Raw genomic sequence first — 23,479 nt, 5'->3', positions numbered from 1 at the left:
GATTTGATGTATGAGCCTTGCCCAGGAAATCAACCGTGTCGTTGCGCCCTTTGAAGTTGTCAGTGACTACAAGCCTGCCGGCGACCAGCCGACCGCCATTGCCGAACTGACAGAACGCATCAATAACGGTGAGAAGGACGTAGTCCTCCTCGGCGCCACAGGTACGGGCAAAAGCGCTACCACGGCCTGGCTTATCGAACAGGTCCAGCGGCCCACGCTGGTGATGGTCCAGAACAAGACGCTCGCCGCGCAGCTGGCCAACGAATTCCGCGAGCTCCTGCCGAACAACGCCGTGGAGTATTTCGTTTCGTACTACGACTACTACCAGCCCGAGGCCTACGTTGCGCAAACGGACACCTTCATCGAGAAGGACTCGTCCATCAACGAGGAAGTCGAGCGCCTGCGCCACTCCGCCACCAACGCCTTGCTGACCCGTCGCGATGTCATCGTGGTGGCGACCGTGTCCTGCATTTACGGCCTGGGCACCCCGGAAGAATACATTGCCGGCATGGTAACCCTCCGCAAGGGTGCGGAAATGAACCGTGACCATCTGCTGCGGAAGTTTGTCTCCATGCAGTACGCCCGCAACGACATGGACTTCCACCGCGGAACGTTCCGTGTCCGGGGCGACACCGTGGAGATCATCCCCATGTACGAGGAACTCGCCATCAGGATCGAGTTCTTCGGTGATGAGATCGAGAACATCCAAACCCTCCATCCGCTGACGGGCGAGGTCATCCGGGACGAGGAAGAGATGTATGTCTTCCCGGCGTCGCACTATGTGGCCGGACCCGAACGCATGGCCCGGGCCATCAAGCGGATCGAAGATGAGCTCGCAGACCGCTTGAAGGTCCTTGAAGCGCAAAACAAGCTGGTGGAAGCCCAGCGGCTCCGCATGCGCACCACGTATGACCTCGAAATGATGCAGCAGATGGGATTCTGCAACGGCATCGAGAACTACTCCGTGCACATCGACGGCCGTGATCCCGGCACCGCACCGCACTGCCTTCTTGATTACTTCCCGGACGATTTCCTGCTGGTGGTCGATGAATCGCATGTCACGATTCCGCAGATTGGCGCCATGTACGAAGGGGACATGTCGCGCAAGCGGAACCTGGTGGACTTCGGCTTCCGCCTGCCTTCCGCCATGGACAACCGGCCGCTGAAATGGGACGAATTCCTGGAGCGCATCGGCCAGACGGTCTACCTTTCTGCCACGCCCGGAAAGTACGAGCTCGGCAAAGCCGATGGCTACGTCCAGCAGATCATCCGTCCCACGGGCCTCATCGATCCCGAGGTCGTGGTCAAGCCCACCAAGGGCCAGATCGATGACCTCCTGGGGGAGATCAGGATCCGGACGGAGAAGAACGAGCGCGTTCTTGTGACCACGCTGACCAAGCGTATGGCCGAAGACCTCACGGATTACCTGGTGGGCCACGGGATCAAGGTTGAATACCTGCACTCGGACGTTGACACCTTGAGGCGGGTGGAGCTCCTCAGGGAGCTCCGCATGGGTGTCTTCGATGTCCTGGTCGGAATCAACCTGCTTAGGGAAGGCCTGGACCTGCCTGAGGTCTCCTTGGTGAGCATCCTCGACGCAGACAAAGAAGGCTTCCTGCGTTCTTCCACGTCGCTGATCCAAACCATCGGCCGTGCCGCTCGTAACGTTTCGGGCCAGGTCCACATGTATGCCGACCGCATCACCGACTCCATGGCGCACGCCATCGATGAGACCAACCGTCGCCGCGCCATCCAGGTCAAGTACAACACCGAGCACGGCATCGATCCGCAGCCCTTGCGCAAGAAGATCGCCGATATCACCGACCAATTGGCCAAGGAAGATGCCGATACCCAGGAGCTGCTCAACAACAACAGGCTGGCCAAGGGCGGCAAGCGCGGCAAGGCGTCCGCGAAGGGCGCTGCGACCGTCAGGCAGGATGGCCTGGCCGCCGCTCCGGCAGAGGACCTGGTGGGCCTGATTGAACAGCTCACCGAACAGATGCATGGAGCTGCTGCCGAACTGCAGTTCGAGGTTGCAGCCAGGATCCGTGACGAAGTCAAGGAGTTGAAGCGGGAATTACGCCAGATGCAGACCGCCGGTCACGCCTAGGGTATGGTTTAAGGCACGTAGGGGAGTATCCCAAGCGCTAGGTTCGTCAGCACGCAAGGCATGGTTGCCTCGCCGGGCCTAGCGGGTCGCCATGTCAGAGCATCAAACGCTCCAGGCGGCCGGAGAGACTTACACCGTTTTCCCGTACCCTGCGAAAGGCCCTTTAATGGAGCTCCCTGTCTGGTTCGAGGTCGGCTCGTTCGTCGTCCTTGGAATTATCCTGGCTATCGACCTGCTGTTGGTCGTCAAGCGCCCCCACGAACCTTCAATGAAGGAAGCCGGCCTGTGGGTCGCCTTCTACGTGGCCTTGGCCATGGTGTTCGCCGGAGCCATGTTCTACTTCACCGGCCCGGAGTACGGCAGCCAATTCATTGCCGGCTGGGTCACTGAATACAGCCTCAGCATCGACAACCTGTTTGTCTTCATCATCATCATGGCCCGCTTCGCTGTACCCCGTAAGTACCAGCAGGAAGTGCTGATGGTAGGCATCATCATCGCCTTGGTGCTCCGCGGCATTTTCATTGCCCTCGGCGCCGTGGTGATCGAGCAGTTCAGTTGGGTGTTCTACATCTTCGGCGCCTTCCTCCTGTGGACCGCATGGAAGCAAGCCAAGGACTCCGGTGAGGATGAAGAAGAAGGGGCCGAGAACCCCTTGATTGCCCGCCTCCGCAAAGTGCTTCCGATGTCGGAAAAGTTCGACGGCGGCAAGTTGCGGACCACTGTTGGCGGCAAGAAGGTCTTTACCCCCATGCTGATCGTCTTCGTGACCATCGGCCTGACCGACCTCCTCTTCGCTGTGGACTCCATTCCCGCGATCTTCGGCCTGACCCAGAGTGCCTTCATTGTGTTCACGGCCAACATCTTCGCCCTGATGGGTCTTCGCCAGCTCTACTTCCTGTTGGGTGGACTCATGACCCGCCTGGTGTACCTGAAGCACGCATTGTCCGTTATTTTGGCGTTCATCGGGGTCAAGCTTGTCCTGCATGCAATGCACGTCAACGAACTGCCCTTCATCAACGGTGGCCACCACATCGAGTGGGCCCCGGAGATCCCCACCTATGTCTCACTTGCGGTGATCGTCGGAACCATCATCGTGGCGGTCGTGGCCAGCCTTCTCAGCCCGGCAGCCCGCCAGGCCAAGCTCGATGCCCGGCTCGAGGAAGACGCGCGAAAGAGCCTCAGCGAGGCAGAGTAACTTCATCGAAAGTTGTAGTCTCATGAAGTGACTACCTCCCCAACCACGGCGCTGGACCCACAACGGGTTCAGCGCCGTAGTGTTTTCCTGCTCAGTGCGTCCCAGCTCCTCAGCGGTGTCGGGAATGGCGCGACGCTTTCCATTGGCTCCCTGCTGGCTGTTGAACTGTCCGGCTCCGAGGCATGGGCAGGTTCCATCACAACGGTGTTGACGTTGGCGGCCGCCATTGCCGCCCTTCCCTTGGCACGGTTGGCCGAAGCCCGTGGCCGCAGGGTGGGTCTCGTCACTGGTTTGGTGGCCGCCATGATCGGAGCACTGCTGTTCATCGTCGCCGTGATGGCCCGCTCATTTCCTATCCTGATACTGGGGGCAGCGTTCCTGGGCCTGGGCACGGCGGCGAACCTCCAGGCGCGGTTCGCGGCCGTGGACCTCGCCGAGCCTGAACATCGTGGCCGGTCCCTGTCCACCGTGGTCTGGGCCATCACGATTGGCGCGGTTGCCGGGCCGAACCTCATACAGCCCGGTGCGCTGGTGGGCCAGGCACTGGGACTGCCGCCTATTGCCGGTCCCTTTGTCTTTTCCGCGGCCGGACTTCTCTTGGCCTCCGTCCTCCTGTTCCTGGGCTTGAGGCCGGATCCCTTGCTGCTTGCACGCCACCTGGCGTCCACGGCGAACGCTTCCGATGCCGCCGGGAGACCCCCGATCAGGGGAACGGTACTGTCCGGCCTGCGTGCCGTTCGTTCGTCCCCGCAGGCGTTTCTGGCACTCGCCGCAGTAGTTGCCGCCCACGGAGTCATGGTCGCCATCATGTCCATGACGCCGCTTCACCTCCAGCAACTGGTGGGTGGATCCCATGGGGGACATCATGGGGGCACCACGGACAGTACGGATGCTCTGGTGATCATTGGACTCACCATTTCGCTTCACATTGCCGGCATGTTCGCGTTGTCCCCGTTGTGGGGGTGGCTGACGGACAAGGCGGGGCGGCTGCAGACCATTGCCATCGGGCACGGCCTCTTGCTGCTGGCCGTGTTCATCGCAGGCTTCGGGCAGAATGAACCCACCCTGGTCACCGCCGGATTGATCCTCCTGGGGCTCGGCTGGTCAGCCGCGACCATCGCCGGTTCGACGATGCTGGCAGAGAGCGTCAGCCCGGATGAACGGGTGACCGTGCAGGGGGTCTCCGACACCTTGATGGGTGCCGCTGGAGCACTCGGCGGCGCGACATCCGGTCTGCTGCTTGCGTGGATCGGCTACCAGGGCCTCAACATGGCGTCGGGCTTTGTGGCCGCGGCGGTGCTTGCCATGACACTCGTCATGGCTTTCCGGCGCCGGGCCAGCGTAGGCAGCAGCTGAAGCGAACCCGGTGGCTAATGGGCGCCGCGGACCATGCCGAAGAGCCGTTTGAAGATACCTTCACCATCTTCTGCAATTCCGTCGTGGTGGAAATCCGACGTGACCCACGCTTGGAGACCGCGGACTGCAGCGGCGGTTTCGAGCGACAGGCCGTGGTCCACGTAGATATCGTCTTTGTAGACAGCTGCAGCAACGGGAACGGTATTCGCGGCCAGAACAGCGGTGTCGTACAGCGGTTTCCAGTCTTTTCGGGCAGCCAGAAGTTCGGCAACGTCGCGAAGGGGTGCCAGTGAGGGATCCTGTTCGAAGTACCAGGGGTACACCATCTCCCCGGTGAGCAAGGGCTCGTCAGCGGCAGGCTCGAATTCCGGGTAGTCCTCAAGCACACGCCATGCAGCCCAGTTGGTTGCTTCACCTTGGCCATAGATTGATTCGTGCAGCACGGCGTAGAGCGGATTGGCGGCGCGGCTGACGAGCCCGCGAACTTGCTCAAGGAATGCTTCGGAGAGCCGCTCCCCGTCAAGGGTGTCAATGAAAGCATCTTCCAGGAGGTAATGGAGCGAATCCACTCGGGTGTTGCCGCCCAGGAAAGAACCCACCATTTGGAACCGTTCCGGGGACAACCGCTCGCCACTGGGAAGGAATTCTGGAGTCTTCTCCAAGTGCCGGACGATCTTTGTGACCCTTTCCCGGTCTTCCGGGTACCACCTGAAGTATTCCGCATTGCGGGCCGCTACGCGCTTGAAGGTAGCTTGGTAAACCCGGTCGGCCGGGCCTTCAAGGGGCGCCAAGCCACCGGTGATGAGGACCTCGCGCAGGCCTTCGGGCGCGAAGGACAAGTAAGTCAACGCGCAGAACCCACCGAAGCTTTGGCCCATCACGCTCCACGGCTCCGACCCCAGGAGTCCCCTGATCAATTCGGCATCGGCAACAATGGAATCGGCACGGAAGTGCGTCAGGTACTCAGCCTGCGCAACTGCATCCCCACGAAGCTCCAGCGACTGCCGTTCAACGGGGGTGGAAAGACCCGTGCCTCGTTGGTCGAGCATCAGGATACGGAAATCCCGTGCCGCTGCCTTCATCCATCCGGCCAGGGACGTTACCCGGTTTCCCCTGCCACCAGGGCCGCCCTGCAGGAACAACAACCAGGGGAGCCTTGACGCTTCCTCTGCTGTGTGCGCCGTGGATGAGTATTCCCTGGCAAAGACGGTGATGGTTTCGTCCGTGGCCGCGGTGTCTCCAGGCGAATGCACCAAGGGCACCGTGAAGTAGTGCTCAGCCGTGCGGACCCCGCGGAATTCGTGGCGGGCGTGGATGGTGTGCATTGGCGTGGAGGAGGGCGTCTCAGCCACGGGCAAACGATTCCTGTGCCGTGCCGGCCTTTGTGCCGAACTCTTCCAGGGCCTCTCCGGTAAGGCGGAAGGTGGACCATTCCTCCATGGGAAACGCGCCAAGGTTCTTGTAGAAGTTGATGGAAGGCTCGTTCCAGTTCAGGACGCTCCACTCCACGCGAGCGTAGCCACGTTCGACGGCGGTGGCGGCCAAGTACTGCAGGAGTGCCTTCCCGTGGCCCTCGCCGCGGGCGTCAGGTTCGACGTACAAGTCCTCGAGGTAAATGCCGTGGACGCCTTCCCAGGTGGAGTAGTTCAGGAACCACAGCGCGAATCCCTGCACCTTTCCGGCAGCATTTTCCGCGATCGTGGCGTATACCCGCGGGTTTTCCCCGAAAAGTACTTCAGTGAGCTTCTCCGGGGTGTTTTTGACGGCTTCCGGTTCCTTTTCGTAGATCGCAAGATCGTGGATCATACGCAGGATCGAGGGGACATCGTCAACAGTGGCGTGGCGGATTACACTCATGCAGTCGAGCTTACTAGGCGGAGGGCAGCTTGCTAGCGCCACGTCAAGGTTGACGATCCGTACCGCACCGGCGGGTGTCGATACCTCAGTTGAACACCGTCCACCATCAACGGAGGCCCCACGAAACGGAGCTTGCCGAATGGGCTTGCTGACTCCAGGTAGTCGGGCTGGGGAAGAGCCTGGTTGCTTGCAGAAGCCTGCGGTACCGGCAACCTGAACAGTTCCTCAGCAGTACGCAGCAGGGAGAGCCGGGCCATCCCTCCGGCTCCCGTCCTCCTCTTCTCTGCCAGCAGCCCCAGGATCCCGGCAGCGAGCCCGTAGCCTGTGGCGTGGTCAAGTCCTGGACCGGCAACGCCCCAGGCGTCCACCCGCCGTCGTCCTCCCGCCCGTATTCTTCGGCGATGCCGCAGGCCGCCTGAACCAGGCTGTCGAAACCGCGACGCTGCTTCCACGGCCCGGCGTTTCCCCACGCCGACAACGTTGCCACCACCAGCCCGGGCCTGTCAGCCAACAGAGCCTCACCGCCCAATCCGAATCGCTCCAGACTGCCGGCGCGGTAACCGGTCACAACGACGTCGGCTGTCGAGATCAAGCCCCGCACAACCGCCGATTCATCAGCATTTCGCACATCGGCTACGGCCGAGCGTTTATCGAAGCCGCCATCGACGAATGCCTCCTCCAACTCCGGGAGATGCGGCGGGTCTATCCGTAGAACGTCCGCCCCGAGGGCCCCTAGAAGGCGGGTCGCGGTGGGGCCGGCGATGACGCGGGTCAGGTCCAGGACCCTCAGGCCTGTGAGGGGCCGGCACGGGTCCCGGGACGGGTTCCACCGTGGGGCCAGATCGGGGATATCCTGGGCGGCTGTGGACTGAAAGCTGATCCAGGGCTCATTTCCAAGACCGCTTTGCATGGGGGACGCGACCCAATCAATGCGGCTTCGAACTGCTGTTGCCACCCCGTGGTGGTCGTTGATGGCCTCTTCGGCTTCCAGCGACGTCATCACCAGAAGCGCGCGAGCCACTTCTTCCGGCCCCTTGGCATCCAATGCTTGCATCAGCCGCGCCGCGTGATGTGGGTAATTCGCGTGCAGGCGGATCCAGCCGTCGGAGGTTCGCCGGAAGCCCGAGGCCGGAGCAAAACCCTGGGGTTTGGCGCCATCAATCCTCAGGTGCCCCAGCGAGTCGAACGAGGCAGCGACCGGCCCGGATGACACTGAATATCGGCCCGGGAATCCCGTCAGTGCTTCAAGGGCCGTAGCTGCCGCCTGGACCGAGCCCAAGGCCAGGCCCTCAACATCCAGCGCACCATTCCACCATCTTCGCAATCCCGTTGACGTCGCAGGGGTCGACGCCTTGAGCGCCTCCAGGCTGCACAGGCTGCTGGTCAGGTCAGGGACGGTGTCCATGGCTTCTGCGGCTAGAGCCTGTTGACGTCAGTCACGCGGACTACGGCTGTCCCGCTGTCATCGGATGCTGCCAGGTCCACTTCGGCTGAAATGCCCCAGTCGTGGTTGCCGGCGGGGTCGTCGAAGATCTGCCGGACCTTCCACAAACCCGGCTCCTCCGTAATGATCAGCAAGCCAGGTCCACGCGCGTCCGGCCCGGTTCCGATGTCGTCGTGTTCATCGAAGTAGTCGTCCAGGACTTCTTCCCACCGCTCTGCGCCCCAGCCGGCATCGGCATCGAGTTCACCCAAGGCGGCAGAGTCCTCGTCGGCGAAAAGTTCAACCCTGCGGAACATCTCGTTGCGGACCATCACCCGGAAAGCCCGGATGTTGGAGGTCAATAGTGGTGGCGGGGGAGGAGGGGCGTCATGCGGGGTGGGAGCCAACCCGGCGGTCAGCTCTTCCCACTCGTCCAGCAGGCTGGAGTCCACCTGCCGGACCAGTTCTCCCAGCCACGCGATGAGGTCTTCAAGGTCCTCGCGCAGCATGTCCTGGGGGACCGTCTGCCGGAGCGCACGAAAACCGTCCGCGAGGTACCGCAGGACGATGCCTTCCGAACGTGCCAGGCCATAGAACTGAACAAACTCGCCAAAGTTCATGGCGCGCTCGTACATGTCACGGATGATTGATTTGGGTGCCAGTTCGAAGTCGCCGACCCAGGGGGCCGCCTTTCGGTAGACCTCGAAGGCCTCACCGAGAATCCCTGCCAGCGGCATAGGATAAGTGACTTCATCCAGCATGGCCATTCGCTGCTCATACTCGATGCCGTCAGCTTTCATGGCGGCAACAGCTTCCCCGCGGGCTTTCTTTTGCTGGGCGGAAAGAATCTGTCGCGGCTTTTCCAACGTCGACTCAATGACGGAAACAACGTCAAGGGCGTAGGAAGGAGAGTCCGGATCCAGCAGTTCCAAAGCCGCAAGTGCGAAAGGGGACAGTGGTTGGTTGAGGGCAAAGTTTGCTTGGAGGTGGACCGTCAGCCGGACCGACCGTCCCTCTGCTTCCTGTTCTTCCTCGGGAATGCGTTCAACCACCCCGGCAGCAAGCAGCTCCCGATAGATCCCAAGGGCCTTCTTCATCAACCGGAGTTGGGCGGGCCGGCTCTCGTGGTTCTCACTGAGTAATCGTCGCGTGGCCTGGAAAGGGTCTCCGGGTCGCTCCATGAGGTTGAGCAACATCGCATGGGTCACGGTGAAACTCGATGTCAGCGGCTCCGGAATCGACTCGACGAGCTTCTTGAAGGTCGGTTCGCCCCAGGAGACGAATCCTTCAGGCGGCTTCTTTTTGACTACTTGGCGGAGTTTCTTCTGGTCGTCACCAAACTTGGCTGTTGCCTTCGCCATGGCCTTGGTGTTCTCCACCACGTGATCGGGTGCCTGCACCACCACAGTTCCGGCGGTGTCATATCCCGCGCGTCCGGCACGGCCGGCAATCTGGTGGAACTCACGCGAGTTAAGAGACCTGGTGCGTACGCCGTCGTATTTGCTCAAGGCTGTCAGGAGGACCGTGCGGATGGGAACGTTGATCCCAACACCCAAGGTGTCCGTGCCGCAGATGACTTTGAGCAGCCCGGCCTGGGCGAGCTGCTCAACCAGTCGCCGGTATTTCGGGAGCATGCCGGCGTGGTGGACACCTATGCCGTGACGGACCAGCCGGTTGAGGGTTTTTCCGAAGCCGGCGGCGAACCGGAAGCCGGCAATAAGTTCGGCGATGCGGTCCTTTTCGTCCCTGCTGCACATGTTGATGCTCATGAGGTTCTGGGCGCGCTCGATGGCTTCAGCCTGGCTGAAGTGCACCACGTACACCGGAACCTGTTTGGTGGCGAGCAACTCTTCCAAGCTCTCGTGGACCGGAGTCAGGTGGTAGTAGTAGTGAAGCGGGATCGGCCGCTCCGCGGAACTGACCGTCGTAGTGGCCCGGCCGGTCAGCTCCGTGAGGCCGGTTTCGAAACGGGAGACGTCGCCCAACGTCGCCGACATCAAGAGGAATTGGGCTTGGGGAAGTTCCAGGAGCGGCACCTGCCACGCCCAGCCACGCTGGGGGTCGGAGTAAAAGTGGAACTCGTCCATGACCACGGAGCCGAGTTCGGCCGTGGAGCCTTCGCGGAGGGCAATGTTGGCCAGGATCTCCGCGGTGCAGCAAATAATGGAGGCATCCTGGTTGACGCCGGAGTCGCCGGTGATCATGCCCACGTTCTCCGCGCCGAAGATCTCGCACAGGGCAAAGAACTTCTCGGACACCAAGGCCTTGATGGGGGCGGTGTAGTAGCTGCGTTGTCCACGGGCCATGGCCTCGAAGTGCGCTGCAATGGCAACCAGCGACTTGCCGGAACCCGTGGGAGTGGCAAGGATGACGTTCCCGCCGGACGCAAGCTCCATGATCGCTTCGTCCTGGGCCGGGTACAGCTGTAATCCGCGGCTCTCGGTCCACTCCACAAAACGGGTATAGATTTCGTCCGGGTCCAAGGGACCGGTGGCGGTGGAACCGGGCAGCTGCTCAAGAAGTTTCATTGGTTTCCAGCTTAGTGCCCCCAAGGTTTAGGCTCAGCCCAGCAGTGTGCCCGGCTCGAGGAGACTTATATGAAGTGGAATCCGTCCAAATATGCCGAGTTCGGCAACCATCGGGACCGCCCGTTCCACGATCTCGTCGCCAGGGTCCAGGCCTCGGAGCCCGATCACGTTGTGGATCTTGGTTGCGGACCGGGAAATCTGACGGCAACTTTGGCGGAGCGGTGGCCTGCGGCCCATGTCCAAGGCATCGATTCATCCGCCGAGATGCTCGCCAAGGCCGCCCCCTTTTCGCAGCAGTTCAGCGGACTTGAGTTCAAAGCCGGTGACATCGCCGGGTGGCGGCCTGACAAAAACATCGACGTTGTGGTCACGAATGCCGCCCTCCAGTGGGTTCCCGGGCACCAGGAGATGCTGGGCAACTGGCTCACGGACCTGAAGCCGGGGGCCTGGTTCGCGATGCAGGTCCCGGGCAATTTCTCTTCGCCTTCCCATGCGCTGATGCGCGAACTCGCTGCCTCCCCCCAATGGCGGGGCAAATTGGACGGGGTGCTGCGCCATGAAGGCGCGGTGGGCGAACCAGCTGACTACTTGGGCATCATGCTCGACGCCGGATGTTCGGCTGATGCGTGGGAGACCACCTACCAGCAGGTACTTCTGGGAGAAAACGCGGTTCTGGAGTGGGTACGTGGCACGGGACTTCGACCGGTGCTTGATGCCCTGTCCGAAGCAGATGCCGCTGCCTTTGAAGAGGAATATGCAGCGATGCTCCGTGAAGCCTACCCGGCCACGAACCATGGAACGGTGTATCCGTTCCGACGGATCTTCGCCGTGGCGAGGAAGAACGCGTGAGCGGGGTGCCCATTCCCGTTCAGATGACTTTCCTGCGCCCGGATGCCTTGTTCAGCGAGGGCCGCGCTGGTCTAATTCTCGGCATGGACCAAGGACGCAATCCAGATCGGCCGCCAAGGGTGGCACACGCGCCGGCCAGGAGCTCATCGTGACACCCGCAGGGGAGTTTCCAGGCAGCTGGCGGCCCAATGCAGGCAGTGCCGTCGCGCTTTTCGAACAACTACGGCTGCGCATCATTGAACTCGCAGATTCGGGCGCCTTGGCGGTGGGTTCGAAACTCCCACCAGTCCGGAACCTGGCAGGCGTACTGGATGTGGCACCGCACACGGTCGCCCGTGCTTATAAGGAACTCGAAGCCGCCGGAGTCGTCGCAACGCACGGCCGCAACGGAACTGTGGTCTGTGCCCGGGACGACCGGTGGGGGGCACTAGCGGAAGTGGCCGCCCAATACGCTGCGGCAGCCAAGGCCCAAGGTGCCTCATTTGCCGAAGCGGTCCAGCTTTTCGCCGCTGCTTACGACGCCGATTGATACCGATCGGTAGCATGTGAGGCACGACATGGAAATTCGAAGAAGTTTTCGATTAGCATTGGTGGGTGCCCAAAGCCTTAGCTGAAGATACAGCCATCGAATCCCTGAACAGCGCTTCCGTCGTTCCTGACAACAAGCCAGCCAAGCCGGACCTGTCCCGCTTGGTGGTCAAGGGAGCCCGGGAACACAATCTGCGCAACGTGGACCTCGACCTCCCGCGCGACGCCATGATCGTCTTTACCGGCCTCTCCGGGTCCGGTAAGTCCTCCCTGGCATTCGACACCATCTTTGCCGAGGGCCAGCGCAGGTACGTCGAATCGCTGTCCGCCTATGCCCGCCAATTCCTTGGCCAAGTGGACAAGCCCGATGTTGACTTCATCGAAGGCCTGTCACCGGCGGTGTCCATCGACCAGAAGTCCACCAGCAAGAACCCGCGCTCCACCGTGGGCACCATTACTGAAATCTATGACTACATGCGGTTGCTGTGGGCCCGCGTAGGCCGCCCACACTGCCCTGTATGCGGCGAGCCCATCACGCGGCAGACGCCCCAGCAGATTGTCGACCAGTTGCTTGAGCTTGAAGCCGGTACCCGGTTCCAGGTCCTCGCGCCAGTAGTCCGCGGCCGGAAGGGTGAGTTCGTTGACCTGTTCAAGGAACTGACCGCCAAGGGCTACTCCCGCGCCCGGGTGGACGGCGAGCTGGTCCAGCTAAGCGATCCCCCGAAGTTGGGCAAGCAGTTCAAGCACACCATCGAGGTCGTCGTCGACCGTTTGGTTGTGAAGGACGAGATCAGCCAGCGGCTCACCGATTCCGTCGAGACGGCCCTGGGACTCGCTGAGGGCCGGGTCCTGGTGGAGTTCGTTGATCTCGACGCCGAGGACCCCGCCCGGATCCGGGCCTTCTCGGAAAACCTGGCATGCCCGAACGAACACCCGCTGGCCATTGATGAAATCGAGCCGCGTTCCTTCTCGTTCAACAACCCCTTCGGTGCCTGCTCAGCCTGCAGCGGCATCGGAACAAAGCTCGAAGTGGATGAGGAACTTATCGTTCCCAACCCCGAGTTGTCGCTGGGCGAAGGAGCGATCGCGCCCTGGTCCCTGGGAACAGCCACCACCGAGTACTGGACCCGCCTCCTTGAGGGCCTCGCGCACGAACTTGGCTTCTCCATGAAGACACCGTGGGAGAAACTTCCCAAGGACGTCCGGAACACGGTGCTGCACGGCAAGGACCACAAGGTTGTTGTCCAGTACAAGAACCGCTTTGGACGTGAGCGCAAGTACAGCACAGGCTTTGAGGGTGCCATCCAGTACGTGCACCGAAAGCATGGAGAGACGGACTCGGATTGGGCCCGTGACCGGTACGAAGAATACATGCGCCAGATCCCGTGCCCGGAGTGCAACGGCGCGCGCTTGAATCCGGCGTCGCTGTCCGTGCTGATCAATGGAAAGTCGATCGCCGAAGTAGCGGCGCTCCCGATGCGGGAGTGCGCGGAGTTCCTGGGAAGCCTGACGCTGACCAACAGGGAAGCCCAGATCGCCAACCAGGTGTTGAAGGAGATCCAGGCGCGCCTGACGTTCCTGCTGGACGTCGGCTTGGAGTACCTCAACCTCGAGCGTCCTTCCGGAACTCTCTCCGGCGGCGAGGCCCAGCGCATCCGTCTCGCAACGCAGATCGGATCCGGTCTGGTGGGAGTCCTCTACGTCCTCGATGAGCCCTCCATTGGGCTGCACCAGCGCGATAACCGGCGCCTCATTGAGACGCTCACCCGGCTTCGGGACCTGGGCAACACGCTCATTGTGGTCGAGCACGACGAAGACACCATCCACGAGGCCGACTGGGTTGTAGACATCGGACCCGGCGCCGGTGAGCACGGCGGCCAGGTGGTGCACTCGGGCACCTACAAGGAGCTCCTCGAAAACACGCAGTCCCTTACCGGGGACTACCTGGCAGGTCGCAGGAAGATCGATATTCCTGCCAAGCGCCGCAAGTACGACAAAAAGCGGGAGCTCAAGGTTGTCGGCGCCAGGGAGAACAACCTCAACAACGTGGACGCCACTTTCCCGCTGGGGCTCTTCACGGCCGTGACGGGTGTCAGCGGCTCGGGCAAGTCCACCCTGGTCAACGAAATCCTGTACAAGGTCCTCGCCAACAAGCTCAATGGCGCCAAGCAGGTAGCGGGACGCCACCGCTCCGTGGCTGGCCTTGAGCACTTGGACAAAGTGGTGCACGTCGATCAAAGCCCCATCGGTCGTACGCCCCGCTCCAACCCCGCAACGTACACGGGGGTGTTCGACAACATCCGGAAGCTGTTCGCTGAGACCACCGAGGCCAAGGTCCGTGGCTACCAGCCCGGCCGGTTCTCGTTCAACGTCAAGGGCGGCCGCTGCGAAGCGTGCTCGGGCGATGGCACGTTGAAGATCGAAATGAACTTCCTGCCTGATGTCTACGTCCCTTGCGAGGTCTGCCATGGCGCGCGCTACAACCGCGAGACCCTGGAGGTCCACTACAAGGGCAAGACCATCGCGGATGTCCTCAACATGCCCATCGAAGAGGGTGCGGAGTTCTTTGCAGCCTTCACCCCGATCGCACGGCATTTGAATACCCTGGTGGATGTTGGTCTTGGCTATGTCCGGCTGGGCCAGCCTGCCACCACCCTTTCCGGTGGTGAGGCGCAACGCGTGAAGCTGGCCGCAGAACTCCAGAAGCGCTCCAATGGACGCAGCATCTATGTTTTGGACGAGCCCACTACAGGCTTGCACTTCGAGGACATCAGGAAATTGCTCATGGTCCTCCAAGGACTGGTGGACAAAGGCAACACTGTCATCACCATCGAGCACAACCTGGACGTCATCAAGTCAGCCGACTGGATCGTTGACCTTGGTCCGAATGGTGGCTCCGGCGGTGGAAGGATCGTGGCAACAGGAACGCCCGAGCAAGTGGCGAAATCCACCGAGAGCCACACTGCGACGTTCCTCGCGGAAATTCTGGGTTAGGGAACTAGAAGTATTCCGGTAGCGGCATGCGAGTTTCAGGCATGCCGCTACTCGTGAGAAACTAACCCGGTGACTCATACAAAGGTGCCCGTAATATTCGATCTGGACGGCACCCTTGTCGATCCTGCCGGCGGTATCACTGGAGGCATTTCCGCAGCCCTCCGGGAAATGGGCCTTCCCGTTCCGGAGCAAGCTGTCCTCAATTCCATGGTGGGTCCCAAGCTCAGCGATTCCTTGCTGCATTTGGCAGGTGTCCCTGGGGAATTGGTGGACGAAACCATCGATCGCTATCGGCGTCACTACAAGGAAACCGGAATTGCACAAAGCAAGCTGTATCCGGGAATCTTCGATCTCCTGGAGTACTTTGCCGAAAGCGGCAGGCCGGTGGCGGTTGCAACGCAAAAGCCCCAATCGATCGCCCGCCTCGTCCTGAACCACCACAGAATCGCAGACTTCTTTGTCTCGATCCGCGGTGCTGCCGATGACGAATCGGTGCAGGCGAACACTGCGCCGGGCAAGGTCGAAATAGTGGGTGCGGCGCTGGCTGACCTTCATTCCCAGCCGGCGGTCATGGTAGGGGACAGGCACCAGGATGTAGCCGGTGCGATGGCCAACGGGCTGGACTGCATCGGCGTCAGCTGGGGCTTCGCGCCCGATGGTGAACTGGAAGAAGCCGGCGCAGTAACGGTGGTAGGCACTGCCCTTGAACTGCGTACGCGAATTGAAGAACTTGACGCTGTCCGTGCGGCGGCCCTTAGCGAGGTACAAAACGATGGCAGTCTTTGATGCGATCCGGTGGACAACCCGCGGACTGATTTCGTCTACGTGCCGGCCAACGGTCATCGGGCTGGAGAATGTTCCCAAGGACGGGCCATTCATTGTTGCTCCCAATCATTTGTCTTTTCTTGACAGCGTGATTGTCCAGGCCCTGATGCCGCGTCCGGTTGCATTCTTCGCCAAAGCCGAGTACTTCACTACCAAGGGCGTCAAAGGTGCCGTGATGAAGTCCTTCTTTGAAGCCGTTGGTTCCATTCCCGTGGAGCGCGGTGAGCAAGCTGCCAGCGTGCAGGCGCTCAAGACCCTCCTGGACATCCTCGAGTCGGGGAAAGGCATCGGAATCTACCCTGAGGGCACGAGGTCCCGGGACGGGATCCTTTACCGTGGCCGGACAGGCGTCGGTTGGCTGGCATTGACCACGGGAGCGCCGGTAATTCCGGTTGGCCTCATCGGCACCGAAAAACTGCAGCCTGCGGACAAGAACGCCGTACGTCCCCAGCACTTCACCATGAAGGTGGGAGAACCGTTGTATTTCGACAAGACGGGACCGGACCATTCTTTGCCGGCGCGCCGGGAGGTCACCGACAAGATCATGGACGCCATTGCGTTGCTCAGCGGGCAGGAACGCTCCTCGAGCTACAACCAGAGCAAGTCGGTGGATTAGGCCGGACCGCACCCTGCCCTGGCGCTGGCGGCCGGTCCGGTTCACTAGACTGGACATGTGGCAGATCCATCAAGTTACCGGCCCCGGACGGGTGAAATTCCCACCACCCCGGGCGTCTATCGTTTCCGTGACCCCCATGGCCGGGTCATTTACGTAGGCAAGGCAAAGAACCTCCGTTCCAGGCTTAACTCCTACTTCGCCAACCCTGCAGGGCTGCTTCCGAAGACCCATGCCATGGTCCATGCCGCCAGCAGCGTCGAATGGACCGTAGTGGGCAGCGAGCTGGAATCACTCCAGCTCGAATACACGTGGATCAAGGAATTCAAGCCGCGCTTCAACGTGGTGTTCCGTGACGATAAAACGTATCCCTACCTTGCGGTGACCATGGGGGAGAAGTACCCCCGCGTTCAGGTCATGCGTGGCGAACGCAAGAAAGGCACCCGGTACTTCGGTCCGTACACCGCTGGTGCCATCCGGGAAACCATGGACACCCTCCTGAGGGTCTTCCCGGTGCGCAGCTGCAGCGCGGGCGTGTTCAAACGTGCCCAGGCCAGTGGCCGGCCCTGTCTGCTGGGCTATATCGACAAATGCTCCGCACCCTGCGTGGGCCGGGTTACTCCGGACGAGCATCGGGTCCTGGCTGAGGATTTTTGTTCCTTCATGGGTGGAGAGGCCAAACGCTTCATCAGCCGCTTGGAAAAGGACATGGCGGCCGCCGTCGCAGAACTGGATTACGAACGGGCAGCCGGACTCCGTGATGACATCATCGCGTTGCGCAAGGTATTTGAGCGCAACGCCGTTGTCCTGGCAGAGGACACCGACGCCGATGTCTTCGCACTCCATGATGACGAGTTGGAAGCCTCTGTCCAGGTCTTCCACGTCCGCGGAGGCCGGGTGCGTGGTCAGCGTGGCTGGGTAGTCGAGAAGGTCGAAGACGCTACCACTGGCGAACTGATCGAACACCTGCTGCAACAGGTTTACGGTGAAGACAGCGAAGTCCAGGGGAGGATCCCCAGGGAGGTCCTGGTTCCGGAGAACCCCAGCAACCACGAAGAACTCACCGAATGGCTGGGTGGCCTGCGGGGCGCCAAGGTGGACATCCGGGTACCCCAGCGCGGTGACAAGGCAGCTCTCATGTCCACAGTGCGTGAAAATGCCGAACAAGCACTTAAGCTCCACAAGACACGGCGCGCTGGCGACATCACTGTCCGTTCCCTGGCGCTCCAGGAGCTGCAGGAGGCCCTTGATATTCCGGTTCCCCTGCTGCGCATTGAGTGTTTCGATATTTCCCACGTCCAGGGCACGAACGTTGTGGCCTCCATGGTGGTGGTCGAAGACGGGCTGCCCAAAAAGGCTGACTATCGAAAGTTCTCCATCACGGGTGCGGCTGCCGCGGATGACACCGCGGCCATGCACGACGTCCTGACTCGACGCTTCAGGCACTACCTCACGGACAAGGCCGCCCAGGTCCCCGTTGTCTCCGGCGAGATCGTCAATCCCACCCGGTCCGCGTCCAGCGGCGCAACGGAAGTACCGCCGTCGGACGGCATAACACCGGCACCCAAGGCCAAGTTCGCATATCCGCCCAACCTGGTGGTGGTGGACGGCGGCCAGCCCCAGGTCAACGCCGCTGCGCGGGCCCTCGCGGAACTGGGCATCGAGGACGTCTACGTTGTTGGACTTGCCAAGCGCCTGGAAGAAGTGTGGCTTCCGGACAGCGACTTCCCGGTGATCCTGCCCCGCACTTCGCAGGGGCTGTACCTCCTGCAGCGCATCCGCGATGAAGCCCACCGGTTCGCCATCACTTTCCACCGCCAGAAACGCGGCAAGGCCATGACCGTATCGGTACTGGACGGCGTCCCTGGGCTGGGCGAGGCCAAGCGGAAGGCGCTTGTGGCGCACTTTGGGTCGCTCAAGAAGATCAAGGCGGCCTCAGTGGAGGAACTGACGTCCGCGAAGGGGATCGGTCCTGCCTTGGCCGCTGCCGTGGTCCAGCACCTCGGTTCAACTGCCGAGGGCGAAACCGCTCCAGCGGTGAACATGACCACCGGCGAAATCATCGAATCTTAGCTAGGGTAAGAACCTGGCTCGCTGCCCGGACCACGGTGCAGCGGGCCAAGCGTGCTCCGCCGTGACCGGCGGCGGCACGTGCAGCGATGACACTTCCGAGGAAACGGGGACAACTGATGGATGAGGCAACGGCTGGGTCCGGCACCGAGCAGGACGGCCTGACGCCCGTCAAGCCACCGGAGGCGGAGCTTTTGGTCGTCACCGGCATGTCGGGTGCGGGGCGGAGCACTGCTTCCGACGCCCTGGAAGACCATGGCTGGTACGTGGTGGACAACCTTCCTCCGCAGATGCTGGGCACTTTGGCCGAGATCGTCTCCCATGCCCCCAAGTCCATCCCCAAACTGGCCGTGGTGGTGGATGTCCGAAGCAAGGACCTGTTCACGGACATCCAGACGGCGTTGGGCGCATTGAGTGCCAGCGGAATCACTTTCCGCGTGCTGTTCCTGGATGCCAATGATGACGTTCTGGTTCGGCGGTTCGAGCAAGGACGCCGGCCGCATCCGCTGCAGGGTGGCGGCCGCATCCTGGATGGCATCGGAATCGAGCGTGAGGTCCTGCGGGAACTGCGCGAGCACGCCGACGTCGTGCTGGATACCTCCGAGTTCAACGTCCACGGCCTTGCCACCGCCATCACCGAACTCTTCAGCGACACGGGTCCAGTGACCCTCCGCCTCAATGTCATGAGCTTCGGTTTCAAATACGGCCTCCCCGTCGACGCCAACTTCGTGGCGGATGCCCGCTTCATTCCCAATCCCCATTGGGTTCCCCAGCTCCGTCCGCACACCGGCCTTGACGAGGACGTCAGCGACTACGTTCTGGGTGCGGAGGGAGTGCAGGAATTCGTGGACCGCTATGTACGGGCCCTTGAACCCGTCCTTGATGGATACAGGCAGGAGAACAAGCACTACGCGACCCTTGCCGTGGGCTGCACCGGTGGCAAGCACCGCTCCGTCGCTGTCGCCGTCGAGCTTTCCAAGCGCCTGGCCCAATTCCCGCGCGTCACGGTCACTACAGCCCACCGCGACCTGGGACGCGAGTAGTGGGGGTCCTGACGGGTCCGCTGCCGCTCATACCGCCCAAGGGCGTCCCGGGCAGCCAGCAGAAGAAGAGCCCCTCCGTGGTTGCCCTGGGTGGCGGGCATGGCCTCGCGGCTTCGTTGTCTGCCTTGCGGCTGCTCACCTCGGAGCTGACGGCAATCGTCACGGTAGCTGACGACGGCGGATCATCCGGGCGTCTCCGCGAGGAGTACGGCGTCCTCCCGCCCGGTGACCTGCGCATGGCGCTGAGCGCCCTCTGCGACGATACCGACTGGGGCCGCACCTGGCGCGACGTCATGCAGCACCGTTTCGACGCCGGCTCGGCCAAGGGCGGATCCCTGGACAACCATGCGATGGGCAACCTGCTCATCGTCACCCTGTGGGAACTCCTTGGGGACACCGTCGCCGGGCTGAAGTGGGCCGGCGCACTCCTGGGTGCCCGCGGCCAGGTGCTTCCCATGTCCAGCATTCCTTTGACCATCGAGGGCAAGGCCCGCGTGGAGCTCCCGGACGGCGGGCATGAGTTGCAGACTGTGCGCGGGCAAGCCAAGTGCGCCGTGGCGGGCAAATTGGAAGAGGTCAAGCTGTTTCCCGAGGATGCCCCGGCCTGTACGGAAGCGCTGACGGCGATTGAACTCGCCGACTGGGTCATCCTGGGCCCTGGCTCCTGGTACACCTCCGTGTTGCCCCACGTGCTGCTTCCCGAGCTGCGCCAGGCACTCGGTGATACGGCAGCCAAGCGCTGCCTGACCATGAACCTGGACGTGGAGACCAAAGAGACCTCCGGTATGACCGCGGCCGACCACCTTGACGTGCTGCGGCGCTACGCTCCGGAGTTCAGCGTGGACGTGGTGCTTGCCGATCCCGCCGCGATCCAGGACCTCAAGGCGTTCGAAAAGGCTGCCGGGATGATCGGCGCCGAAGTGGTGTTGGGTAGAGTAGGGGCGTCGAGGCGCCGCCCAGTCCATGACCCATTGCTGCTGGCAGCGGCTTACCACGATATTTTCGGGAACAGTTAGGAATACGCGATGGCACTTACTGCGTCGGTCAAGGACGAACTGTCCCGGCTGGACATCAAAAAATCTTCGGTCCGCAAGGCAGAGGTCTCTGCAATGCTCCGCTTTGCCGGCGGCCTGCACATCATCTCCGGCCGGATCGTCATCGAGGCCGAGGTGGACCTCGCTTCCACGGCGCGCCGCCTTCGTGCTGCGATCGCCGAGGTCTACGGGCATCAAAGCGAAATTATCGTCGTGTCGGGAGGCGGCCTGCGCCGCGGAAGCCGCTATGTGGTCCGGGTAGTGCGCGACGGAGAGGCGCTGGCACGTCAAACGGGCCTGCTGGACGGCCGGGGACGGCCGGTCCGTGGACTTCCGTCAGTGGTGGTCAACGGCTCTGCCGCCGACGCCGAGGCCGTGTGGCGTGGCGCCTTCCTGGCCCATGGCTCCCTCACGGAACCCGGACGCTCCTCGTCCCTTGAGGTGACCTGTCCGGGACCGGAGTCCGCCTTGGCGCTGGTGGGTGCCGCCCGCCGTCTGGGCATCCAGGCCAAGGCGCGCGAAGTCCGCGGCGTTGACCGTGTGGTGATCCGGGACGGAGACACCATTGCGGCCTTGCTGACGAGGATGGGCGCCCACGACGCCCTCATGGTGTGGGAAGAACGGCGCATGCGCAAGGAAGTCAGGGCCACCGCCAACAGGCTGGCCAACTTCGACGACGCCAACCTGCGCCGCTCAGCCCAGGCCGCCGTCGCAGCCGGCGCCAGGGTGGACCGCGCGTTGGAGATCCTGGGCGACGACGTCCCGGACCACCTCAAATACGCAGGGGAGCTTCGCGTGGCCCACAAGCAGGCGAGCCTGGATGAACTGGGCCGGCTTGCCGATCCGCCCATGACCAAGGACGCCATCGCAGGCCGGATCCGCCGCCTCCTGGCCATGGCTGACAAGCGTGCCCTGGACCTCGGAATCCCAGGGACTGAGGCAAATGTGACTCCCGAAATGATGGACGAGTAGTAAGCACCCATAGAATCGGGAAAGTGAGAAGGAAATACTGCGAGGCAACTGCTGGTTGACCCCGGTGGAGGCAGGAGCAGTCTTCTTCCCAAGGATTTCCGGCTGGTCCGCCGGCCGGATGAACATAACGAGAGTTACCAAACCGGACGCTAGTCCATTACATTGGAGGATTTCGTGACAGAGTACGTTCTGCCCGAGCTCGGCTACGACTACGCAGCACTCGAGCCGCACATTTCGGCGAAGATCATGGAGCTGCACCACAGCAAGCACCACGCTGCCTACGTTGCAGGCGCCAACAACGCCCTCGCCCAGCTCGCCGAAGCCCGCGACAAGGGTGACTTCGCCAACATCAACCGCCTCTCCAAGGACCTCGCGTTCCACACCGGCGGCCACATCAACCACTCCGTGTTCTGGAACAACATTTCCCCGGACGGCGGCGACAAGCCCGAGGGCGAGCTCGCTGCTGCCATCGACGACGCTTTTGGCTCGTTCGATGCTTTCCGCGCACAGTTCACTGCTGCGGCACTGGGTCTCCAGGGCTCAGGCTGGGCCTTCCTGGCCTACGAGCCCATCGGTGGCAACCTGGTCATCGAGCAGCTCTACGATCAGCAGGGCAACGTTGCTGTGGGCACCACCCCGCTGCTGATGCTGGACATGTGGGAGCACGCCTTCTACCTGGACTACGTCAACGTCAAGGCCGACTACGTCAAGGCCTTCTGGAACATCGCCAACTGGGCCGACGTCGCCAAGCGCTTCGAAGCCGCCCGCGCCAACGCTACGGGCCTCATCGTCCTGTAGTTGGTGAGTTCCGGTTCACGCCGATGTAACAAAAGTCACTTTTGGCGTGAATTGGTGCGAAATGCTGAAAAGCCTGCCTCCGCAGTTGCGGGGGCAGGCTTAGTTAAACGTAAGATGGATCACGGAAGGCGGTTAGCCTTCAGCAACGTGGCTGGTCGCCCTCCGATCTGATAATCACCTCTGCCCAACGACGTGCGGGGTCTGTTAGTTGGAAATATTTGATCCGACTCACTAGGCGTGCTTGCAAGAGCACCAAGGAGATTGACACATAGTGACCACCCGTATTGGTATCAACGGCTTCGGCCGCATCGGCCGCAACTACTTCCGCGCAGCACTGGCCCAGGGCGCAGACCTTGAGATCGTTGCAGTCAACGACCTCACCAGCCCTGAGACCCTCGCCCACCTCCTGAAGTACGACTCCGTCGGTGGACGCCTCGCACAGACCGTGGAAGTTGTCGATGGAAACCTGGTAGTCGACGGCAAGTCGATCAAGGTCCTCGCCGAGCGTGATCCCGCAAACCTCCCCTGGGGAGAGCTTGGCGTGGACATCGTGATCGAGTCCACCGGCTTCTTCACCAAGGCCGCAGCCGCACAGAAGCACATTGACGCCGGAGCCAAGAAGGTCCTCATCTCCGCTCCTGCCAGCGACGAAGACATCACCATCGTCATGGGCGTGAACCACGAGCTCTACGATCCCGCAGCGCACAACATCATCTCCAACGCCTCCTGCACCACCAACTGCCTCGGCCCGCTGGCCAAGGTTGTCAATGACGCCTTCGGCATCGAGCGTGGCCTCATGACCACTGTCCACGCCTACACGGCTGACCAGAACCTCCAGGACGGCCCGCACGGCGATCTCCGCCGCGCCCGCGCTGCAGCCATCAACATGGTCCCCACCTCCACCGGTGCAGCCAAGGCCATCGGCCTGGTCCTGCCGGAGCTCAAGGGCAAGCTGGACGGCTACGCCATCCGCGTTCCCGTCCCCACGGGTTCGGCAACGGACCTCACGGTCACCGTTTCCCGCGAAGTCACGGTTGAGGAAGTCAACGCAGCAGTCAAGGCCGCAGCAGAGTCCGAACAGTGGGCCGGCATCCTGTCCTACACGGACGCCCCGATCGTCTCCTCGGACATCGTTGGCGACCCCGCTTCCTCCATCTTCGATTCCGGCCTGACCAAGGTCATCGGCAACCAGGTCAAGGTTGTTTCCTGGTATGACAACGAGTGGGGCTACTCAAACCGCCTCGTAGACCTCACGGAGCTCGTCGCATCCAAGCTGGGCTAGGG

18 protein-coding genes are annotated in these 23,479 nt (G+C 62.1%); 14 read left to right on the top strand and 4 right to left on the bottom strand.

The annotated features are described in order from the left end of the window. The first annotated feature begins 10 nt into the window (after positions 1-10). The 3 genes from uvrB to AB0N72_RS02720 all read left to right on the top strand — a co-directional run bounded on the left by uvrB (position 11) and on the right by AB0N72_RS02720 (position 4,661). Complete coding sequence (gene uvrB / locus AB0N72_RS02730; protein ID WP_363931912.1) at positions 11-2,110, top strand: excinuclease ABC subunit UvrB; 2,100 nt, start codon at positions 11-13, stop codon at positions 2,108-2,110. A gap of 166 nt (positions 2,111-2,276) precedes the next feature. Continuing rightward, a complete protein-coding gene (locus tag AB0N72_RS02725; protein WP_363931914.1) occupies positions 2,277-3,305 on the top strand; it encodes a TerC family protein in 1,029 nt (342 codons plus the stop codon). A 27-nt stretch (positions 3,306-3,332) separates the two neighbouring features. Continuing rightward, a complete protein-coding gene (locus tag AB0N72_RS02720; RefSeq protein WP_363931916.1) occupies positions 3,333-4,661 on the top strand; it encodes an MFS transporter in 1,329 nt (442 codons plus the stop codon). Between the two features lie 14 nt (positions 4,662-4,675). Here AB0N72_RS02720 and AB0N72_RS02715 read toward each other — a convergent pair whose 3' ends face one another. The 4 genes from AB0N72_RS02715 to AB0N72_RS02700 form a co-directional block, all read right to left on the bottom strand. Then, positions 4,676-5,986, bottom strand: a complete 1,311-nt coding sequence (locus AB0N72_RS02715; protein WP_363932096.1) for an alpha/beta fold hydrolase — start codon at positions 5,984-5,986, stop codon at positions 4,676-4,678. Between the two features lie 19 nt (positions 5,987-6,005). Further along, positions 6,006-6,518: a GNAT family N-acetyltransferase gene (locus AB0N72_RS02710; protein WP_363931918.1), complete on the bottom strand. Its 513-nt coding sequence runs from the start codon at positions 6,516-6,518 to the stop codon at positions 6,006-6,008. Between the two features lie 106 nt (positions 6,519-6,624). After that, positions 6,625-7,923: a CoA transferase gene (locus tag AB0N72_RS02705; RefSeq protein ID WP_363931920.1), complete on the bottom strand. Its 1,299-nt coding sequence runs from the start codon at positions 7,921-7,923 to the stop codon at positions 6,625-6,627. An 11-nt stretch (positions 7,924-7,934) separates the two neighbouring features. Beyond that, complete coding sequence (locus AB0N72_RS02700) at positions 7,935-10,469, bottom strand: DUF3516 domain-containing protein (protein ID WP_363931922.1); 2,535 nt, start codon at positions 10,467-10,469, stop codon at positions 7,935-7,937. A 69-nt stretch (positions 10,470-10,538) separates the two neighbouring features. Between AB0N72_RS02700 and AB0N72_RS02695 the strand changes: the two genes are divergently transcribed. The 11 genes from AB0N72_RS02695 (at position 10,539) to gap (ending at position 23,477) form a co-directional block, all read left to right on the top strand. Further along, entirely contained in the window at positions 10,539-11,318 is a 780-nt protein-coding gene (locus tag AB0N72_RS02695; RefSeq protein ID WP_363931924.1) for a trans-aconitate 2-methyltransferase, read from the top strand. 148 nt (positions 11,319-11,466) lie between these two features. After that, positions 11,467-11,847, top strand: a complete 381-nt coding sequence (locus AB0N72_RS02690; RefSeq protein WP_363931925.1) for a GntR family transcriptional regulator — start codon at positions 11,467-11,469, stop codon at positions 11,845-11,847. A gap of 65 nt (positions 11,848-11,912) precedes the next feature. Next, positions 11,913-14,840, top strand: coding sequence for an excinuclease ABC subunit UvrA (uvrA, locus tag AB0N72_RS02685; protein WP_363931926.1), 2,928 nt, complete (start codon positions 11,913-11,915; stop codon positions 14,838-14,840). A gap of 69 nt (positions 14,841-14,909) precedes the next feature. After that, positions 14,910-15,626, top strand: a complete 717-nt coding sequence (locus AB0N72_RS02680) for an HAD hydrolase-like protein (RefSeq protein ID WP_363931927.1) — start codon at positions 14,910-14,912, stop codon at positions 15,624-15,626. Further along, positions 15,613-16,281: a lysophospholipid acyltransferase family protein gene (locus tag AB0N72_RS02675; protein ID WP_363931928.1), complete on the top strand. Its 669-nt coding sequence runs from the start codon at positions 15,613-15,615 to the stop codon at positions 16,279-16,281. The genes AB0N72_RS02680 and AB0N72_RS02675 overlap by 14 nt, the downstream gene beginning before the upstream one ends. Before the next feature lie 57 nt (positions 16,282-16,338). Then, positions 16,339-18,351: an excinuclease ABC subunit UvrC gene (gene uvrC / locus AB0N72_RS02670; RefSeq protein WP_363931929.1), complete on the top strand. Its 2,013-nt coding sequence runs from the start codon at positions 16,339-16,341 to the stop codon at positions 18,349-18,351. A 116-nt stretch (positions 18,352-18,467) separates the two neighbouring features. Then, positions 18,468-19,391: an RNase adapter RapZ gene (gene rapZ / locus AB0N72_RS02665; protein ID WP_363931930.1), complete on the top strand. Its 924-nt coding sequence runs from the start codon at positions 18,468-18,470 to the stop codon at positions 19,389-19,391. Beyond that, positions 19,391-20,407, top strand: a complete 1,017-nt coding sequence (gene yvcK / locus AB0N72_RS02660; protein ID WP_363931931.1) for a uridine diphosphate-N-acetylglucosamine-binding protein YvcK — start codon at positions 19,391-19,393, stop codon at positions 20,405-20,407. The genes rapZ and yvcK overlap by 1 nt, the downstream gene beginning before the upstream one ends. Positions 20,408-20,416: 9 nt before the next feature. Next, positions 20,417-21,397, top strand: coding sequence for a DNA-binding protein WhiA (gene whiA, locus AB0N72_RS02655; protein WP_018777554.1), 981 nt, complete (start codon positions 20,417-20,419; stop codon positions 21,395-21,397). Between the two features lie 174 nt (positions 21,398-21,571). Next, the gene (locus AB0N72_RS02650; RefSeq protein WP_363931932.1) at positions 21,572-22,195 is read left to right on the top strand and encodes a superoxide dismutase; all 624 of its coding nucleotides are present in this window, start codon (positions 21,572-21,574) and stop codon (positions 22,193-22,195) included. Positions 22,196-22,466: 271 nt separating this feature from the next. Further along, on the top strand, positions 22,467-23,477 hold the full coding sequence (gap, locus tag AB0N72_RS02645; RefSeq protein WP_024821016.1) for a type I glyceraldehyde-3-phosphate dehydrogenase: 1,011 nt from the start codon (positions 22,467-22,469) through the stop codon (positions 23,475-23,477). Positions 23,478-23,479 lie beyond the last annotated feature (2 nt).

The organism is Paenarthrobacter sp. NPDC089307, assembly GCF_040685055.1.
Lineage (GTDB): Bacteria > Actinomycetota > Actinomycetes > Actinomycetales > Micrococcaceae > Arthrobacter.
The sequence above is the reverse complement of the archived record's forward strand: the minus strand, read 5'-3'. Positions and strand labels throughout refer to the sequence as shown.

Coding starts and splice junctions, on each gene's coding strand:
- AB0N72_RS02715 (WP_363932096.1), bottom strand. CDS start 5,986: ATGCACACCATCCACGCCCGCCACGAATTCCGCGGGGTCCGCACGGCT.
- uvrB (WP_363931912.1), top strand. CDS start 11: ATGAGCCTTGCCCAGGAAATCAACCGTGTCGTTGCGCCCTTTGAAGTT.
- rapZ (WP_363931930.1), top strand. CDS start 18,468: ATGGATGAGGCAACGGCTGGGTCCGGCACCGAGCAGGACGGCCTGACG.
- AB0N72_RS02695 (WP_363931924.1), top strand. CDS start 10,539: ATGAAGTGGAATCCGTCCAAATATGCCGAGTTCGGCAACCATCGGGAC.
- AB0N72_RS02700 (WP_363931922.1), bottom strand. CDS start 10,469: ATGAAACTTCTTGAGCAGCTGCCCGGTTCCACCGCCACCGGTCCCTTG.
- AB0N72_RS02725 (WP_363931914.1), top strand. CDS start 2,277: ATGGAGCTCCCTGTCTGGTTCGAGGTCGGCTCGTTCGTCGTCCTTGGA.
- AB0N72_RS02710 (WP_363931918.1), bottom strand. CDS start 6,518: ATGAGTGTAATCCGCCACGCCACTGTTGACGATGTCCCCTCGATCCTG.
- AB0N72_RS02705 (WP_363931920.1), bottom strand. CDS start 7,923: ATGGACACCGTCCCTGACCTGACCAGCAGCCTGTGCAGCCTGGAGGCG.
- AB0N72_RS02675 (WP_363931928.1), top strand. CDS start 15,613: ATGGCAGTCTTTGATGCGATCCGGTGGACAACCCGCGGACTGATTTCG.
- whiA (WP_018777554.1), top strand. CDS start 20,417: ATGGCACTTACTGCGTCGGTCAAGGACGAACTGTCCCGGCTGGACATC.